This window comes from Actinophytocola sp., from assembly GCF_035762905.1.
Taxonomy (GTDB): Bacteria; Actinomycetota; Actinomycetes; order Mycobacteriales; family Pseudonocardiaceae; genus DASYTH01.
This window is the reverse complement of the sequence record NZ_DASUCC010000109.1, coordinates 1-15,979: the sequence shown is the minus strand read 5'-3', so window position 1 is coordinate 15,979 and position 15,979 is coordinate 1. Positions and strand designations below refer to the sequence as shown.

Annotated in this window: 16 protein-coding genes; 7 read left to right on the top strand and 9 right to left on the bottom strand. The window is 69.6% G+C overall.

Going from position 1 to position 15,979, the window contains the following annotated elements:
- Nucleotides 1–55: 55 nt before the first annotated feature.
- Nucleotides 56–811: a phage antirepressor gene (locus tag VFV67_RS23445; protein ID WP_326472773.1), complete on the bottom strand. Its 756-nt coding sequence runs from the start codon at nucleotides 809–811 to the stop codon at nucleotides 56–58.
- Nucleotides 812–989: 178 nt separating this feature from the next.
- Here VFV67_RS23445 and VFV67_RS23440 point away from each other — a divergent pair, with 178 nt between their 5' ends.
- From VFV67_RS23440 to VFV67_RS23430, 3 genes are all read left to right on the top strand, one after another.
- Nucleotides 990–1,586 carry a hypothetical protein gene (locus tag VFV67_RS23440; RefSeq protein ID WP_326472772.1) on the top strand — a complete coding sequence of 199 codons (597 nt, stop codon included), beginning with the start codon at nucleotides 990–992 and terminating at the stop codon, nucleotides 1,584–1,586.
- Between the two features lie 49 nt (nucleotides 1,587–1,635).
- On the top strand, nucleotides 1,636–1,908 hold the full coding sequence (locus VFV67_RS23435; RefSeq protein WP_326472771.1) for a hypothetical protein: 273 nt from the start codon (nucleotides 1,636–1,638) through the stop codon (nucleotides 1,906–1,908).
- A gap of 68 nt (nucleotides 1,909–1,976) precedes the next feature.
- Nucleotides 1,977–2,294, top strand: coding sequence for a hypothetical protein (locus VFV67_RS23430; RefSeq protein ID WP_326472770.1), 318 nt, complete (start codon nucleotides 1,977–1,979; stop codon nucleotides 2,292–2,294).
- 19 nt (nucleotides 2,295–2,313) lie between these two features.
- On the opposite strand, the gene VFV67_RS23425 is transcribed toward VFV67_RS23430, so the two are convergent.
- From VFV67_RS23425 to VFV67_RS23415, 3 genes are all read right to left on the bottom strand, one after another.
- Complete coding sequence (locus VFV67_RS23425) at nucleotides 2,314–3,045, bottom strand: sulfite exporter TauE/SafE family protein (protein ID WP_326472769.1); 732 nt, start codon at nucleotides 3,043–3,045, stop codon at nucleotides 2,314–2,316.
- 136 nt (nucleotides 3,046–3,181) lie between these two features.
- The gene (locus tag VFV67_RS23420) at nucleotides 3,182–3,559 is read right to left on the bottom strand and encodes an ArsC/Spx/MgsR family protein (RefSeq protein WP_326472768.1); all 378 of its coding nucleotides are present in this window, start codon (nucleotides 3,557–3,559) and stop codon (nucleotides 3,182–3,184) included.
- A 120-nt stretch (nucleotides 3,560–3,679) separates the two neighbouring features.
- The gene (locus VFV67_RS23415; protein WP_326472767.1) at nucleotides 3,680–5,011 is read right to left on the bottom strand and encodes an SLC13 family permease; all 1,332 of its coding nucleotides are present in this window, start codon (nucleotides 5,009–5,011) and stop codon (nucleotides 3,680–3,682) included.
- Between the two features lie 116 nt (nucleotides 5,012–5,127).
- Here VFV67_RS23415 and VFV67_RS23410 point away from each other — a divergent pair, with 116 nt between their 5' ends.
- Nucleotides 5,128–6,294: a pyridoxal-phosphate-dependent aminotransferase family protein gene (locus VFV67_RS23410; protein ID WP_326472766.1), complete on the top strand. Its 1,167-nt coding sequence runs from the start codon at nucleotides 5,128–5,130 to the stop codon at nucleotides 6,292–6,294.
- The gene (locus VFV67_RS23405) at nucleotides 6,291–9,188 is read left to right on the top strand and encodes an FAD-binding and (Fe-S)-binding domain-containing protein (protein WP_326472765.1); all 2,898 of its coding nucleotides are present in this window, start codon (nucleotides 6,291–6,293) and stop codon (nucleotides 9,186–9,188) included. The genes VFV67_RS23410 and VFV67_RS23405 overlap by 4 nt, the downstream gene beginning before the upstream one ends.
- Before the next feature lie 128 nt (nucleotides 9,189–9,316).
- Here VFV67_RS23405 and VFV67_RS23400 read toward each other — a convergent pair whose 3' ends face one another.
- Complete coding sequence (locus tag VFV67_RS23400) at nucleotides 9,317–10,084, bottom strand: class I SAM-dependent methyltransferase (RefSeq protein ID WP_326472764.1); 768 nt, start codon at nucleotides 10,082–10,084, stop codon at nucleotides 9,317–9,319.
- A 159-nt stretch (nucleotides 10,085–10,243) separates the two neighbouring features.
- Here VFV67_RS23400 and VFV67_RS23395 point away from each other — a divergent pair, with 159 nt between their 5' ends.
- Nucleotides 10,244–11,524: an SGNH/GDSL hydrolase family protein gene (locus VFV67_RS23395; RefSeq protein ID WP_326472763.1), complete on the top strand. Its 1,281-nt coding sequence runs from the start codon at nucleotides 10,244–10,246 to the stop codon at nucleotides 11,522–11,524.
- An 82-nt stretch (nucleotides 11,525–11,606) separates the two neighbouring features.
- On the opposite strand, the gene VFV67_RS23390 is transcribed toward VFV67_RS23395, so the two are convergent.
- Nucleotides 11,607–12,575 carry a hypothetical protein gene (locus VFV67_RS23390; protein WP_326472762.1) on the bottom strand — a complete coding sequence of 323 codons (969 nt, stop codon included), beginning with the start codon at nucleotides 12,573–12,575 and terminating at the stop codon, nucleotides 11,607–11,609.
- Between the two features lies 1 nt (nucleotide 12,576).
- Between VFV67_RS23390 and VFV67_RS23385 the strand changes: the two genes are divergently transcribed.
- Nucleotides 12,577–13,053: a hypothetical protein gene (locus tag VFV67_RS23385; protein WP_326472761.1), complete on the top strand. Its 477-nt coding sequence runs from the start codon at nucleotides 12,577–12,579 to the stop codon at nucleotides 13,051–13,053.
- A gap of 230 nt (nucleotides 13,054–13,283) precedes the next feature.
- Here VFV67_RS23385 and VFV67_RS23380 read toward each other — a convergent pair whose 3' ends face one another.
- From VFV67_RS23380 to VFV67_RS23370, 3 genes are read right to left on the bottom strand one after another with little or no spacing between them, the layout of a single operon-like run.
- Nucleotides 13,284–14,474 carry an RNA polymerase sigma factor gene (locus VFV67_RS23380; RefSeq protein WP_326472760.1) on the bottom strand — a complete coding sequence of 397 codons (1,191 nt, stop codon included), beginning with the start codon at nucleotides 14,472–14,474 and terminating at the stop codon, nucleotides 13,284–13,286.
- Nucleotides 14,475–14,480: 6 nt separating this feature from the next.
- A complete protein-coding gene (locus VFV67_RS23375; RefSeq protein WP_326472759.1) occupies nucleotides 14,481–14,837 on the bottom strand; it encodes a YciI family protein in 357 nt (118 codons plus the stop codon).
- A 55-nt stretch (nucleotides 14,838–14,892) separates the two neighbouring features.
- Nucleotides 14,893–15,570 carry a heavy metal-binding domain-containing protein gene (locus VFV67_RS23370; RefSeq protein WP_326472758.1) on the bottom strand — a complete coding sequence of 226 codons (678 nt, stop codon included), beginning with the start codon at nucleotides 15,568–15,570 and terminating at the stop codon, nucleotides 14,893–14,895.
- Between the last annotated feature and the right edge of the window lie 409 nt (nucleotides 15,571–15,979).

The following is a 15,979-nucleotide window of genomic DNA, read 5'->3' as shown; positions in this document are numbered from 1 at the left end:
GCCGTCCGTTCTCGGGCAGCCGGTTGGCGATCGGTTGTGACGCAAGATGATTGGCTCAGCCGGCCATGGCGAACAGGCCGGGGGCCTGGAGCCGGCGCCGGATGAAGTCCACCCCGGAGGCGTGCACCCGGGTGGTGTAGTGGCCCACCTCGCGGCCTTTCTGCTCGTGGCTGCCCGCGGTCACCCGGAAGTGATGGGCATAGCGCTGATAGGGCCGGTTGTCGGCCTGCAGGATCTTCTCCTCGCGCAGCCTGCGGAACAGGTTGTTGCGGCCGATGCCGAGCAGGTTGGCCGCCGCGCCCATCGAATAGGTTCCGTCGGCCTCGATGAACGCGTCGAAGGCTTCGGCCTTGACGGCAAGCTCGGCGGAGACCGCTTCCAGCTCACCGGCCCGGGCCTCGGCCCGTTCCCTGGCGTCCTCGGCGTCGATGACCATCTGGGCGAGTTCGCGCCGGCCGAGCCGGCCCGCGCCGCCGGCATCGCGGCGCACGGCGGGCACCACGTCATGGCTGATCCAGCGGACGAACCGGTTGGCCAGCCGGTGGCCGGAACCGAGCGCAAGGGCGTACAGGGCCGGCTCGGACACCAGGACGAGCGTCGAGCCGGTGGCGAGCGTGACCGTCGCCCGGTCGGTCTCGTCGAGCCGGTCCAGGGCGGGGCCGAGGTACTCGGCTCCGAGGGGGTGCTCGGCGTCGGACGCGACGAACCAGGGCTCGTCGCCGGCCGTGGCGACCCGGATCTCCCACGCGAGATCGGGCTGGGTGAACGACTGCAGGGTGTCCGGTGCTGGGGAGCGGGCGTCGTCTGACATGGTGTGCCACGTCTTTCTCGAAGTCGGCTGAAGGCAACGGGAAGGCGACGGAAGGGCCCCGCGCTGCCACGCGTGGCCCTTCCCTGTGAATCTCCCAGGGCTGCTGCGCGGATCGCAGCAGCGGTAGTTCTAGGATACGGCGAACGACGCTGCTTGCCAAGCAGTTATACTGCTGAATGTGCAGGAATCAGCGAAGCCCGCGCTGGACGAGGTCGCCGAGCGCTCGTTCGGCCTGGCCATGCGCGCCGCCCGCAAGCGGCTGCGGATCTCCCAGACCGCGCTGGCGCACGAACTGGAGCGGCGCTACGGGATCAAGCTCGACGGCACCGCGATCACCCGGATCGAGCGCCGCATCCACGGCAACGAGGGGGCCCGGGCGATCCGGCTCGGCGAGGCGGTTGCCATCGCCACGATCCTCGAGTTGTCCCTTGACGACCTGGTCGAACCCGGACTCGACCAGCAGCTTCGAGACGCGCGGCTGCGCGCCGAGGCCGCCGACGCGCAGGCCCGCGCCGCACAGGAGACGGCGTTGCAGGCCCACGAACACCTCAGGGCGCTGGAACGGGTGGCCGAGAAACACACCCGCCAAGCGGAGATGGAAGCCGAACTGAGCGCGCTGCAGGACGAGATCTACGAACTCCAGGCCGAGATCGAGCGCAGCCGGACCGACCAGGATCATCACCGGCTCACCGACCTGACCGACCGCCTGTTGGACATGAGCAACGAGGAAACCCGGCTTGCCGCCGAACTCAAGGACTTCGCGGCCACCCTCTGACCGCCCGCGATCTTGCGGTCCTGGTTTACCGATGGTGTACCGTCACCGTGTGGGCGCGAAGATGATCAAGGTTGACGAGCAGACCCATGCTCGACTCCTCCAGCTTGCGGCTGAGAACGGCACCACGATCGGCGGATACGTCGCCAGGCTCGTCACGGCCCAGCGCACTCGCGCCGAGTGGGCGGACATCGCCCAACAGACCGCCGACTACCTGCACGAGCAGTTCGGGTTCGTTGCCACAGCGGAAGAACAGGCGACCGCGGAGGCCTGGCTCACCCGCGAACCCAAGCCGCGCTCGCGCCGGAAGCGGGCGAGCTCGTGACGACGGCGTACCCGGGTGGCCTCCTACTGGACACCACCGCCCTGGCGGCACTCGCCTCCAGTCGCAGCATGTCCGCGATCGTCGCATCCGCCCCCAACCTCAAGCTCCCGCTCTACGCCCCGGTGACCTGCCTCGACGCCGCCGACCGGATCTGTCCCGGCATCGTGCAACACATCGGTCGATTACCCGCCATAGAACCACTCGAGCTGACCTTCGCCGACCTGCTCCGCCTGCGTCACCGCGCGCCACATGTCGCCCTCGATGTCGCGCATGTGATCGCCCTGGCGCTGCCCACCCCGACCATGCCCGGCGGCCTCGCGGTGGCGACCGTCGTGCCCGAGCTGTACGCCGACTTCGATCTGCACGTCAACCCGATCGGCGAATGACCGACAGTCCACTGTGTACTTATCGGAGCAGCATCCAGATGGCGCCGCCGAGTGCGGTGGCCACGATTCCGGCCCGGAGAACGGGATCGGGGAGGCGACCGGCGAGTTTCGTGCCGAGCCAGCCACCGGCGAGTCCGGGGACGGCGAGCAGTGCCGCGGCGCGCCAGTCGACCAGGCCGGTGCTGGCGAAGGCGGCGGCGACGAGAAGGGCCATGCCGAGCAGCAGGACGTTGCGGGCGCGCATCAGGCCGGCAAGGGATCCGGCCGGCCAACGGGTGGCCAGGCCGAGGACGACGAGGACCAGGGTGCCGCAGCCGACCCCGACCAGTCCGGCGTAGACGCCGCTCGCGAGCATGGCGACCGCGGTGGCGCGCGGGCGCAGAACGGGATGGCTGCGGTCGACCCGACGTTTCACCCTGCCCTGCATGACGACCAGGACGACGGCCGACACCAGCACGAAGGGCGCGACGGCGGCGAAGGTCGCCGGTGGGGTGACGGCGAGGATGGCCACCCCGCCGAGGGCGCCCGAGCACCCGGCCACCAGCAGGGGAACCGCCGGACGGTGTTGGCCGGCGTGCCGCGCCGCGGTGAGGAAGGACATCGGGGTGACCAGCTGGCAGGTGGCATGGGCCGTCAGTGGCGGCATCCCGGTCGCGGTCATGGCCAGAAACGACACGATGGCGCCGCCACCGGACGCGGTGTTGAGGATGCCGGTCACGAACGCGGCCAGCACCAGCGCCAGGCCGGTCACGACCGAACCGCGCCGGCATCGAGAGCGCTGAACTCGGGCATGGCTGCACTTCCAGGCTTATCGATCTCCAGTTCGAATCCGGTGCGCCGCACAGGATGCCTGATTGCCCGACAGTTGTCCAGTCACATGATCGACGTCAGCGGTCCCGCTCGCCCGGCGCCGGCATGATCGCGCGGATCGCTTCGGGAGAGCGGGCGACCGTGGCGGTGCCGTCGTCGGCGGTGATGATCGGTCGTTGGATCAGGGTGGGATTCTCGGTCAGTGCCTTGATCCAGCGTGGCCGGCTGTCCTCGTTCCGCGGCCACGACGCCAGTCCCAGATTCTGGGCAACCGGTTCGCCGAAGCGAGTGATCTCCCATGGCTCCAAGCCGAGGCGCACCAGGACATCCGTCAGTTCCTCTGCGGTCGGTGGCTGCTCGAGGTAGTAGCGGATGGTGTAGTCGGCGCCTCCGGCGTTCAGCATGGTCAGCGCACTCTGGCATTTCGAGCACTCGGGGTTGACCCAGATCTCCATGGCACTCCACGGTTTGCGGCCGCCTGCTCGGGCGAAGATCGCATGTTACGGTGAACGTTCCACCACACGGTGTCCGCTACCCGGCACGGTCAGGTGAGAGCGATGATGTTTTCGGAGATCTCACAGCCAACCGGGCGCCACGAAGATCGCCCAGGTGAGCACCGGCGCGACGATGATCATGCTCATGCCCCAGATCATCAGCCCGCGGAAGACCCGGTCCCGGACATCCTCGGCGCTGTTCGCCACGACAAGCGCACCGCTTGTGGAGAACGGCGAGGAATCGACGACCGACGACGAGATCGCCAGGGCGATGATCATGCCGACCGCGCCGACCTGACCGCCGAGCAGGAACGGCACGGCGAGCGGGATCAGCGCGCCCAGGATCCCGGTGGTCGAAGCGAACGCCGAGACCGCCGCACCGATGAGGCAGATCACGAACGCGGCAAGCAGGGGAACGCCGATGTTGGCGACGCTGTTGCCGAGCATGTCGATGGTTCCGATGTGGTCCATGAGGCTCACGTAGGTCACCACGCCGCAGATGAGCAGCACCGTCGGCCACGCAACCTGGCCGATGCTCGCCTTGGTCTCCTGCGGGAACAGCACGCAGATCACCGTTGCGATGGAGAGCGCGAGCAGGCCGACGTCGATGTCGAACACCAGCGCGCCAACGACGAGCACCACAAGGCCGGCCAGGCTGACCACCCGTTGCGTGTTGAGCGTGATGACCTCGGAGGTCGTGGTGGTCCGGGTGGCCGTGGTCGTGGCCGTACCGCCGCCGCCGGTCGGCTCGCCGGGCTCCGGCTCGTCGGGCTCCGGCTCGGGTCGCTCCTCGACGGCTGCCCGGCGATGGAGCAGTTCCCGACCGCCGAACATCAGGAAGGCGACGACGGACAGCAGCGCGTTGAAGACGAACGAGCTCACCCACAGCAGCGCCGGGTTCGACTCCAGCCCGCTGCGCTCGACCACTCCGTTGGTGATCACGCCGAACACGCCGATCGGCGAGAAACCGCCCGCGCTCGCGCCGTTGACGATGAGCAGCCCCATCAGCAGTGGGTTGATCTGGTACTTGGCGGCGAACCGCAGACCGACCGGCGCCATGATCGCGACGGCGCCCGGCACGACCGCGCCCACCATCGTCAGCACGCTGGTGAGCAGGAACATCACCCACGGTATGAGGGCGATCCGGCCCCGCACCGCACGGACCCCGCCGTTGATGAGCCAGTCGACGGTGCCGTTGGCCCTGGCGATGGCGAACAGCAGGGTCACCCCGACCAGCACAACGAACAAATCACCCGGAAAACCGGCGAAGATATCGTCGTCGCTCACATCGAAGACCAGCGACCCCAGCAGAAAAACGCCGAGAAAAGATATCGCTCCCATATTCACGGAGCGCAGCGTCGCGATGAGAACGATCAGGACCAACCCGATGATGGACATGATTTGCGTGGACATGCGCGGCTCCCCGAGGCGGCGTCGTCTCGTGAGGACAACCTGACACTGAAGGTGCCACTATGACCTGAGCTAACAAACAAAGTCAAGAGTTCGGAATAAACCGACAGGAGTTGGCGATGCCATACCCGGCCGGCCGGCATTTTTTGCAAATTCCCGGCCCGACGAATGTTCCCGACCGGGTGCTGCGCGCGATTTCCGCGCCCACGATCGATCACCGCGGACCGGATTTCGCTCGGTTGACCCACGACCTGCTGGACAATCTGAAATCCATTTTCCGCACCACCGGGCCGGTCGTCATCTACCCGTCGTCCGGCACCGGCGCCTGGGAGGCCGCCCTGGTCAACACGCTCAGCCCCGGCGACCGGGTGCTGGCCTTCGAGACCGGCCATTTCGCCACCCTGTGGCGGGAGCTGGCCACCAACCTGGGTCTGCAGGTGGACTTCGTGCTCGGCGACTGGCGGCACGGGGTCGATCCGGACGTGGTCGCCGAGCGGCTCGGCAAGGACACCGGGCACGCCGTGCGAGCGGTCTGCGTGGTGCACAACGAGACGTCCACCGGGGTGACCAGCCGGGTCGCCGACGTGCGGGCGGCGATCGACCGCACCGGCCATCCGGCACTGTTGCTGGTGGACACCGTCTCGTCCCTCGGCTCGATCGACTACCGGCACGACGAGTGGGGGGTGGACGTCACGGTCTCCTGCTCCCAGAAGGGATTGATGCTGCCACCCGGCCTCGGCTTCAACGCGCTGAGCGAGAAGGCGGTGCGGGCCGGCGCGACGGCGACCCTGCCCCGGTCCTACTGGGACTGGCAACCGATCCTCACCGCCAACCAGCGCGGCTTCTTTCCTTACACACCACCGACGAACCTGCTCTACGGCCTGCGCGAGTCGATGCTCCTGCTCGCCGAGGAAGGGCTGGAGCGGGTGTTCGAGCGGCACACCCGGCATGCCGCGGCCACCAGGGCGGCGGTGCGGGCCTGGGGCCTCGAGGTGCTCTGCCTCGACGAGCGCGAGCACTCGGCCGCGCTGACCGCCGTGCTGCTGCCGGCGGAGCACGACGCGGACAAGGTCCGCGAGATCATTCTCGACCGGTACGACGTGTCCCTCGGCACCGGGCTCGGCCGACTGGCGGGCCGCGTCTTCCGCATCGGGCATCTCGGGGCGCTCAACGACGTCTCGCTGGCCGGCACGCTCGCCGGAGTCCACATGGGACTGAAGCTCGCCGGGGTGCCGATCGATCCGGGCGGCATCGACGCCGCCCTGCGCGTATTGTCCGGATCATGAGCGGCGACCTGGCGGACCGGCTGCGCCGGGACATGTCCGGCGAGGTCGCCTTCGACGACTACACCCGGCACCTGTTCTCCCGCGACGCCAGCATGTACGCGATCACCCCGGTCGGCGTGGTGTTCCCGCGCGATGCCGACGACGTGGCGGCGGCCGTCGCCGCGGCCCGCGACCACGGCGTCTCGGTCGTGCCGCGCGGTGCCGGCACGAGCCTGGCCGGGCAGACCGTGGGCGCCGGCCTGGTGATCGACATGTCGAGGCACATGCACCGGATCCGCGAGCTGGACCCGGACGCGCGGGTGGCCCTGGTCGGGCCCGGTGTGGTCCAGGACCAGCTGAACCGGGCGGCGGCCGGGCACGGGCTGATGTTCGGGCCGGACACGTCGACGAGCAATCGGGCCACGCTGGGCGGGATGATCGGCAACAACTCCGCGGGCAGCGGCTCGGTGCGCTACGGGATGACCATCGACCACGTCCGCGAACTCGATGTGGTCCTGTCCGACGCCTCCACCGCGAGGTTCGGGCCGACCGACGCGGCGCGACTGCACCGGCTGGCCGCCGCGAACACCCGCGAAGGCGCGCTGTACCGCGAACTACCGCGGCTGGTGGAGACCAACCGGGACGTCATCGCGACCGGCTTCCCCGCGTTCTGGCGCCGGGCCGGGGGGTATCGCCTCGACCGCCTCGCCGACTCGTTCGACCTCGCCAAGTTCGTCGTCGGCGCGGAAGGCACGCTGGTGGTCGTCACCGGCGCGCTGGTCGACCTCGTCGACCGTCCACAACGGACCGTCACCGCGGTGGGGCACTTCACCTCCACGCAGGCGGCGATCGCGGCCACCGGCGACGCGCTGGCCTGCGATCCGGCCGCCGTCGAGCTGCTGGACCGGACCATCCTCGACCTGTCCCGCCAGAAGCTGGAGTACGCCTCGCTGAGCACGATCCTGCACGGCGATCCGGACGCGCTGCTCTACGTCAGCTTCAGCGGCGCTGACGAGAACCAGCTCCTCGGCCAGCTGCACCGGCTCACCTCGTTGTGGCGCAAGCACAAGCACGGCTACCACACGCTCGAGGCGGTCACCCGGGAGCAGCAGGACCACCTGATGAAGGTGCGCAAGTCCGGCCTGGGCCTGTTGATGGCGGCCAGCACCGGTACCCGCCGGCCGCTGGCCTTCATCGAGGACACCGCGGTCGATCCGGCGCACCTGCCGGAATACACGACGAAGCTCGCCGCGATCCTTGACCGGCACGGGCTGCGGGCGGGCTTCTATGGTCATTGCTCGGTGGGCTGCCTGCACATTCGGCCGTTCGTGGACCTGACCAGACCCGAGGAGATCGCCACCATGCGCGCCGTCGCGGAGGAGGTCAAGGACCTGGTTCGCGAGTACGGCGGGGTCAACTCCAGCGAGCACGGCGACGGCCTCGCGCGCAGCGAGTTCAACCGGGAGATCTTCGGCGACCGGCTCTATGCGGCGATGTGCGACGTGAAGCGCCTGTTCGATCCGGACGACGTGCTCAACCCCGGCAAGATCGTCGACGCTCCGGCGATGACCGACCACCTGCGCGATCCGGCTTTGCAGCCACCCCAACCGTTTCCGACCCGGTTGTCGTTCGAGGTGATCGGCGGCATGCGCAACGCCGCCGACCGGTGCATGAACATCGGGCTGTGCCGCAAGACCGGCTCCGGCGCCATGTGCCCGTCGTACATGGCCACCCGGCTGGAGGACGACTCCACCCGTGGCCGGGCCAACGCGCTGGTGAAGGCGCTGTCCGCGGCCGACCCGCGGCGCGCGCTCGGCGACGAGCGGCTGCACGAGGTGCTCGACCTGTGCCTGATGTGCAAGGCGTGCAAGAGCGAGTGCCCGCTCGGCGTCGACATGGCCAAGCTCAAGAGCGAGACGCTGGCGCATTTCCACGACCAGCACGGGGTGCCGCTGCGGTCCCGGATCTTCGGCGGCATCCGCGGGCTCAACCGGCTCGGGTCGGCGACCGCTCCCCTGTCGAACCTGGGCGTGCGGCCGGTTCGCCGGCTCATGGACCGGTTCCTCGGCATCACGGCCAAGCGCCCGTTGCCGCGCTGGGAACGGCGCCACCTCGCTGCCTGGTTCCGCAGGCGCAACGGCGGCTCGCGGCCGGCGCCGCTGGGGCCGGTCACCTTCCTCGCCGACTCGTTCACCACCTACACCGAGCCGGGCATCGGCGCCGCCGCGGTGGAGTTGTTGGAGCTCGCCGGATACCGGGTCCGGCTGGTCGCCCGCGGCTGCTGCGGCCGGTCGAGCCTGTCCAAGGGACTGCTCGACGACGCCAGACGCAAGGCGGCCGCGCTGGTCGGCGAGCTTGGTGGGACCGGACCGATCGTGGGCTGCGAGCCGTCCTGTGTGCTGACCCTGACCGACGAGACGCTCGCCCTGCTGCCGGGTGATCCGCGGGCCCGCGACGTCGCCGGGCGGGTGCGGCAACTCGAGGAACTGATCAGCGAGGCCATCGACGCCGGTGCCATCGAACTGGCCGCCGACTCGTGGGTCGCCGGCCGGCGGATCATGCTGCACGGTCATTGCCACCAGAAGGCCGAGGTCGGTACGGCCGCGACAATGGCTCTGCTGCGCCGGATCCCGGGGGCACGGGTGGTCGAGCTGGACGCCGGCTGCTGCGGCATGGCGGGCTCGTTCGGCTTCGAGTCCGAGCACTACGACCTGTCGATGACGATCGGCGAGGACCGCCTGCTGCCCGCCATCCGGGCCGAGCCGCCGGACACGGTGATCGCCGCCACCGGGGTCTCCTGCCGCCAGCAGATCGCCCACGGCACCCCCCGCCGCGCCCACCACCCCCTAGAACTCATACACGCAGCTGTTAGCCCGCCTCTCGGCCCGCCTCTCGGCCCGCCTCTCCGGAATTAACTGCTGTTGTTGCGTTCCAGGGGGCGGTGCGGATATCGGGTGGATTGTGGCTGGGTGCCGTCACGGTGCCCCTGAGGTTAAGTTGGTTGGGGGGAGACTTGCACCGGAACCAGGAAGCAGGGCAGGTCTTAACTTCTGGGTCGTGGGGTGGCGAGGATGGTGGCCCATAGGTGGGTGAACCAGAGTTCGGCGTCGCGGAGGTGGGGGCGGAGGCCGGTTTCGGGTCCGCCGGAGAGTTCCGCGTGCAGCGCGGCCTCGATCTCCGTGCGGACCGGGCCGGGTGTCTCGGTGCGGTCCATCCAGTCGGTCAGCCGCAACGGGTTGTCCATGGTCTGCTTGGACAGCACGGTGGCTCCGGCGCCGTCGAGCAGGGCGCACAGCTCGGCCAAGGTGTGCGTGCGGGTGTGGCTGGGATCGCGCAGCCGCTCCAGCCGGTCCCGGGTCCGGCAGGGGCCGACCGCGACCAGATCGACCAGCGCAACCCGTCCCGTCGGCCGGCAGACCCGCACCATTTCGGCCACCGGGCCGTGCGGGTCCGCGAAATGGTGAACCGAGAGCCGCGACGCCACGATGTCGAACGAGCCGTCCAGGTAGGGCAGGCGCGCGGCGTCGCCGAGTTGGAACACGATGTTGCGCTGGCCCGCGTCGTCGGCGGCGCGCTTGCCCTGCTGGAGCACCGCGGGAGTCAGGTCCAGCGCGGTCACGTGCGCCGCCCGCCCGGCAAGGGCCCGCCCGAGGTGACCCGCGCCGGCGGCGACTTCGAGGACGTGCTCGTCGGCGGCGGGTCGGATCGCCTCGAGGATCCAGTCCACCCCGCTCGCCGCCCATCCGGTCGGCGTGAAGGTCGCGGCCTGCCGGGTGAACTCCCGGCGCACGACCTCGTTGTGCTCATCCACTAGTCCGCCTCTCCGAGTTTTACTGCTGTCGTTACGTTCCAGCGAAAGTGCGGATTGCCGGTTGATTGTGGGTGGGTACCGTCACGGTACCCCTGAGGTTGCGTTCGTCGGTCCAAGACTTCACCCGGTGATCCACGAAAGAGGCGCTAGGGTGCTGGCATGGCTACTTACCTGGGGAAGTTCGGCCGCCGGTTCGTGCTGGCCGCCGTTGTCGGATCGGCCGCCTTGCTCGCCACGCCGGCGGGGTCGGTGGCGCAAGGGACCGCCCGGCTGCCGTGGGTCGGCACCTGGTCGTCGGCCATGCAGGCGCCGACGGGTCTCTTCCAGCCGACCTGGTCGCTGGACGGGTTCGACAACCAGACGGTGCGTGCGGTGGTCCGGATCAGCGCCGGCGGCCCGGCCGTTCGCGTTCGACTGTCCAATGTATACGGTGTGACGCCGCTGCGGCTCACCGGCGCCACCGTGGCCAAGGCCGGTACCGGGGCATCGGTGCGGCCCGGCACCCTGCGTCCGCTCACCTTCCACCGGGCCCGGTCGGTCGTGGTGCCGGCCGGGCAGGAACTGGTCAGCGACCCGGTCCCGTTACCGGCGGCGGCGTTGGACCGGCTCAGCGTCTCGGTCTACTTCGCCGGCGCGACCGGACCGACCACGTTCCACGGCAACGCGCAGGCCACCACCTACCGGGCCGAGGGCGACCGGCGGTTCGCGCAGGACGGTTCGGCGTTCACCGAGACCACCGGGTCCTTCTACTACCTGACCGGGGTCGACGTGTTGACCGTGCCGCGGTCGAAGGCGGCGGTGGTGGCGTTCGGCGATTCGATCACCGAGGGCGCACTGTCCACAACGGACGCGAACAACCGCTATCCGGACGAGCTGGCCGAGCGGTTGGTCGCCGGTGGCCGGTCCCTGACCGTGCTCAACGAGGGAATCAGTGGCAACCGGGTGCTGCGGGACTCGCCGTGCTTCGGGGAGAGTGCGCTGCACCGGTTCGAGCGGGACGTGCTGGACCGGCCCGGAGTGCGCACGGTGATCGTCTCCGAGGGGATCAACGACATCTTCGACATCCCCGGCATCCCGTTCGGCGAGAACTGCAACAGGCCCAACCCCGATCTGACGGCGGCGCAGTTGATCGAGGGCCATCGTGCGCTGATCCGCGCCGCGCACGCACGCGGCATCCGGATCGTCGGCGGCACGGTGCTCCCGTTCAAGGGCAACACCTTCGGCCTGTTCACCGATCAGGGCGAAGCGGTCCGCGACGGGCTCAACCACTGGATCCGCACCAGCGGTGAGTACGACGCCGTGGTCGACTTCGCCGCCGTGGTCAGCGATCCGGCCGACTCGGACTTCCTCCGCGCCGACTTCGACAGCGGCGACGGTGTCCACCCCAACGACGTCGGCTACCGTGCCATGGCCGCCGCCATCGACCTGAACGCCCTGTAACGGATCAACAAACCCGGGTCCGACGCCCGAACGAGGATCCCGGGTCGCCCATTCCTCTCGGGTTGAACTGAAGCGATGAGGTTCAGGCGACACCGCCGCCCTGGGCTCGGGGCAGGGTGCCGTTCACGCAGACGGCCAGGTCGGCGCGGCCGGCGATGTTGGGATGTGGCCAACCCGGCACCCTGGCGTTGTTGGGGATGCCTTGCGAGATCAGCTGGGTCTGGATGTTCTGCGGCCCCAGTAGCCAGTTCTGGTCGCAGACGGCGCTGATCCGGTTGGCGTTGCCGCCGATCATCGCCCACATGAGCTGGGCGGTCACGATCCCGACTTTGATCCAGCCGTTGAGCCTGTCGGTGGACTGCCGCGCCACCTGGACGCAGCTCGGCGGGATGTACGGATCGTTGGCCCACCGGTAGTAGAGCAGGTGCCGGACCTGCGCGCCCGGGTCGGCGGTGATCAGGCCGAGGGCGATCCGCGCGGCGCCGGCCGTGATCGGGCCGGACTTCGCCTCGCCGTCCCAGGCGGGCGGGATCGCACCGGCCGGTGCGCCCGGGTTGCCGGCCGGGTTACCGAGCACATAGTCCGTGCACGCCTGCGCGTTGGCGACGGCCCACGCCGGTGCGCCACCGAGCCCCAGCTGGCGGCTGACCAGGTTCCCGGCCACGGTCACCCAGTTCGTGTCGTTGATTCCGGCGGTGGCGACGGCGACGTTGGCGGCGCCGGCCCGGCTGGGGTTGTTCTGCAGCACCGCGATCGCGTCGGCGATCTGCGCCCGGGCCTGTTGCGAGACGACCCCGCACCCGTTGGTGTAGGGCGACGTGGTGAGCACGTCGGTGGTCGATGCCCCACTATGGGCGTAGTTGAAGTAGCGGGCCGCCGGAACCCCGAGCAGGGTACGAAGATCCTCGGCCCAGCTCGTCGCCGGGTCGTCGCAGGTGGTCCGCCAGATGACGTTGCCGTTCTGCTGCCGCACCGGCCGGGACTCGTGGCCGGAGGTCACCGAGTCACCCACCGCCACCAGCAACGGCGGCAGCGGCTGTGGTGGCGGCATCGTGGTGGTAGTCGACGGCACAGTGGTCGACATCGGCGGCGTCGTAGTCGACGGCAAGGTGGTCGACATCGGCGGCGTCGTGGTCGACGGCAGGGTGGTCGACACCGGCGGCGTCGTGGTCGACGGCAGGGTCGTCGACATCGGCGGCGTCGAAGTGGTCGGCACAGTGGTCGACATCGGCGGCGTGGTAGTCGACGGCAGGGTGGTCGGCAGGGTCGTCGACATCGGCGGTGTGGTGGGGTTCGTGCTTGGCGAGGTCGAGTCGCCGGTGCCGGCCGCGACGATCAGATCGATCACCGACCGGCATTCCACCGAGGCGGTGTCATACGACTGCGCCCCGGCGCACTCCCCCGTGCCGAACAGATCCACCAGCGCGGTCAGGCCACCGGGATACCGCTCGGCAACGGAGAGAACGCCGGTGATCGTCTCCTCGACCGTCGGCACCCGTACCGGGCTCGCCGAAGCGGCGACACCGTGACCGGAAACCTGCGTCAGGGCCGCGGCAACCAACGCCACGGTTACCGCCGCGGCCGTTGTCGCCGACAATCCGGAATAGCGAGGCATGCTCAACTCCTCATCAATTCAACGAGAATTGGCTCACCCCGCCCGAGTGATGCTCCGCAAACGGTACCCACGGCGGGAACCGGGGAACATCGCCCAGTCGGACCATAAAATGGACCGGTTGGTCGTGTCGAAAATCCGGGCTCGTCAGGTGTCCGGGGTCAGGCGCGCCCGGCGCGTCCGGAGGAAGGTTCGTTCGGTGTCGTTGGTGGCCAGGGTGATGGCCTCGTCGTAGGCGGCGACGGCGTCGGCGGTGCGGCCGAGGCGGGTGAGCAGGTCCGCACGGGTGGCGGGCAGCAGGTGGTAGCCCGGCAGGTCCAGCTGGTCGACGATGGCCAGGGCCAGCGCCGGTCCGTGCACCTCGGCGACGGCGACCGCGCGGTTGAGCGCGACGATCGGGGTCGGGGTGTGCCGCACCAGCTGGTCGTAGAGCGCCAGCACCTGCGCCCAGTCGGTCGCCGGCCCGTCGGTGTGCACGGCATTGATCGCGGCCTGCAACTGGTACGGCCCCGGCAGATTGCGGCGCAGACACCGGCGCACCAGCTCGTGCCCCTCGGCGATCAGCTCGCGGTTCCACAACGACCGGTTCTGCTCGGCGAGCACCACCAGCTCGCCGGCGGGCCCCACCCGTGCGGGCCGCCGGGCTTCGGTGAGCAGCAGCAGTGCCAGCAGCCCGGTCACCTCCGGCTCGTCGGGCATCAGCTCGGCGAGCGCCCTGGTCAGGCGGACCGCCTCCAGGCACAGGTCCGTCCGCAACAGCTCCCCGGAAGTCGACGTGTATCCCTCGTTGAAGACCAGGTAGAGCACGGTGAGCACCGAGGTCAGCCGATCGGGAAGTTCGGCGGCGGCGGGCACCCGGTAGGGGATGCCGGCGTCGCGGATCTTCTTCTTCGCCCGGACGATCCGCTGCGCGACGGTCGCCTCCGGCACCAGGTAGGCCCGCGCGATCTCGGCTACCTCCAGCCCGCCGAGCAGGCGCAGGGTGAGCGCGGTCTGCGCGAGCGGCGACAGCGCCGGGTGGCAGCAGGTGAAGATCATGCGGAGCTGGTCGTCGCGCACCGGTCCCAGCTCCGGTGGCTCGTCGGGTTGGCGGAGCAGCAACGCCTGCGCGTGGCGGGCCGCCCTGGTGGACTCCCGGCGCAGGCGGTCGATCGCCCGGTTTCGGGCGGTGGTCACGATCCACGCGCCCGGATTGGGCGGCGTCACGTCCCATTTCTGGATGGCCACCGCGAACGCGTCCTGGACGGCCTCCTCGGCGAGCCCGATGTCACCGAGCAGGCGCGTCAGGGTGGCCACGCACCGGCCGTACTCCGCCCGGTAGATGCTTTCCAGGTCCATCCGCACTCAGTTCCACTGCGCGTCTTCGAACGGGCGCACCTCGATCGGGCACCCGCAGGCCAGCGCGCACTTCTCGGCCCAGGACAGCGCCTGGTCGAGGTCGTCGCACTGGATCACCCAGAACCCGCCGAGCTGTTCCTTCGTCTCGGCGAACGGGCCGTCGGTCATCGTGGGCGTGCCGTTGCCGGGGCGCACGACCGTGGTGGCGTGCGAGGGCAGCAGGCCGCCGACGAACACCCACGAACCGGCGGCGCGCATCTCGGCGGTGACCCCGGCCGTCCGGGCGAGCTGCTCCTGCACCTCCGCTTCGGCGGGCCTCGGCGCGCTTTCGTCGAACTGGACGGCGAGCAGGTACTTCTTCATGGTGAACTCCTCGGCAGGGTCAGGTGACACCACCACGGGAAGTCCGCAGCCGGTGTCAGGTGTCCAAACCCAGAACCAGGTGGGGCTGCGGGATGGTGTGGTCGGGACCGATGGGACGCACGGCGGTGCCGATGGCGAAGAACTCGGTGGTGTGGCCGCCCCAGGTGTGTTCGTGCTGGGCGAGCTCGACGCCGACGATGCCTTCCGCGTGCAGCGCCTCGGCTTCCTTCTGCATGCGTTCCATGGCCAGCTCCCTGGCGTCGTAGAAGGCCTGGGTGAACTGGGGCAACTCGGTGTTGCGGCCGACGTTGGTCAGCACGTTGCCGATGGTTCGGTGCGCGACGTGGTAGACGCAGGTGCCCATCACAATGCCGAGCGGCATGTAGCCGGTCTGCAGCAGGGTCCAGAAATCCTGGCCGGAAAGGTCGGAGGTGAACGGGCGGTTGCGGTTGTTGCGCCAGTGACCGCCGGTCTCGGACTCGACCGCGGTGCCGATCGCGATGAACTCGGCGATGTCGCTGCCCCACTCCTTGAGCTCGACCCGCAGCCGGACGGCGACGATCCCGTCCGCGCCCAGCACGTCGGCCTCGGCCTCCATCCGGTTCATGGCCAGCTCCCTGGCGTGGTACATCGCCTGGGACAGCCGGTTCAGCTCCTGGTTCTTGTTCCACCGGCCGAACTGGATGCCCACGTGGTAGATCGACGTGCCGAGCACCGGCGAGCGCCACCGCAAGCTCGCGCGACCAGACGTCCATGCCGACCCTCTCGGTGCGCAACACGACCCCGCCGGACTCGTGCCGGATCCGCGCGGTCACCGGCGCGGCGACCGCCCGGCGACGCAACGTGAATCGACGGTCACCGACCAGCACACCGACGCCGAGCACCGGAGCATCGTCCCGGACCCGGCCGAACAGTCCCGGCTTACGCTCGACCCGCACCATCTCCGCAGGCAGCGCCGTCGCCAGCGTGTTGAGCAGGAACCCCGCGTACAGGGACAGATCGTCGCTGTCCCGGCGCAGGCTGGCGGCAAGCAGCTTGAGATCCCAAGCGGACAATCGACTCCCCTTCGATCGTGGGCCTGACCCAGATCATCCTCCTCGGCCCACGGGACGACCACCAGTTGTCGTCGACACGCCGGAACC

Coding starts and splice junctions, on each gene's coding strand:
- VFV67_RS23445 (WP_326472773.1), bottom strand. CDS start 811: ATGTCAGACGACGCCCGCTCCCCAGCACCGGACACCCTGCAGTCGTTC.
- VFV67_RS23430 (WP_326472770.1), top strand. CDS start 1,977: ATGTCCGCGATCGTCGCATCCGCCCCCAACCTCAAGCTCCCGCTCTAC.
- VFV67_RS23420 (WP_326472768.1), bottom strand. CDS start 3,559: ATGGAGATCTGGGTCAACCCCGAGTGCTCGAAATGCCAGAGTGCGCTG.
- VFV67_RS23415 (WP_326472767.1), bottom strand. CDS start 5,011: ATGTCCACGCAAATCATGTCCATCATCGGGTTGGTCCTGATCGTTCTC.
- VFV67_RS23410 (WP_326472766.1), top strand. CDS start 5,128: ATGCCATACCCGGCCGGCCGGCATTTTTTGCAAATTCCCGGCCCGACG.
- VFV67_RS23405 (WP_326472765.1), top strand. CDS start 6,291: ATGAGCGGCGACCTGGCGGACCGGCTGCGCCGGGACATGTCCGGCGAG.
- VFV67_RS23395 (WP_326472763.1), top strand. CDS start 10,244: ATGGCTACTTACCTGGGGAAGTTCGGCCGCCGGTTCGTGCTGGCCGCC.
- VFV67_RS23390 (WP_326472762.1), bottom strand. CDS start 12,575: ATGCCGCCACCACAGCCGCTGCCGCCGTTGCTGGTGGCGGTGGGTGAC.
- VFV67_RS23380 (WP_326472760.1), bottom strand. CDS start 14,474: ATGGACCTGGAAAGCATCTACCGGGCGGAGTACGGCCGGTGCGTGGCC.
- VFV67_RS23375 (WP_326472759.1), bottom strand. CDS start 14,837: ATGAAGAAGTACCTGCTCGCCGTCCAGTTCGACGAAAGCGCGCCGAGG.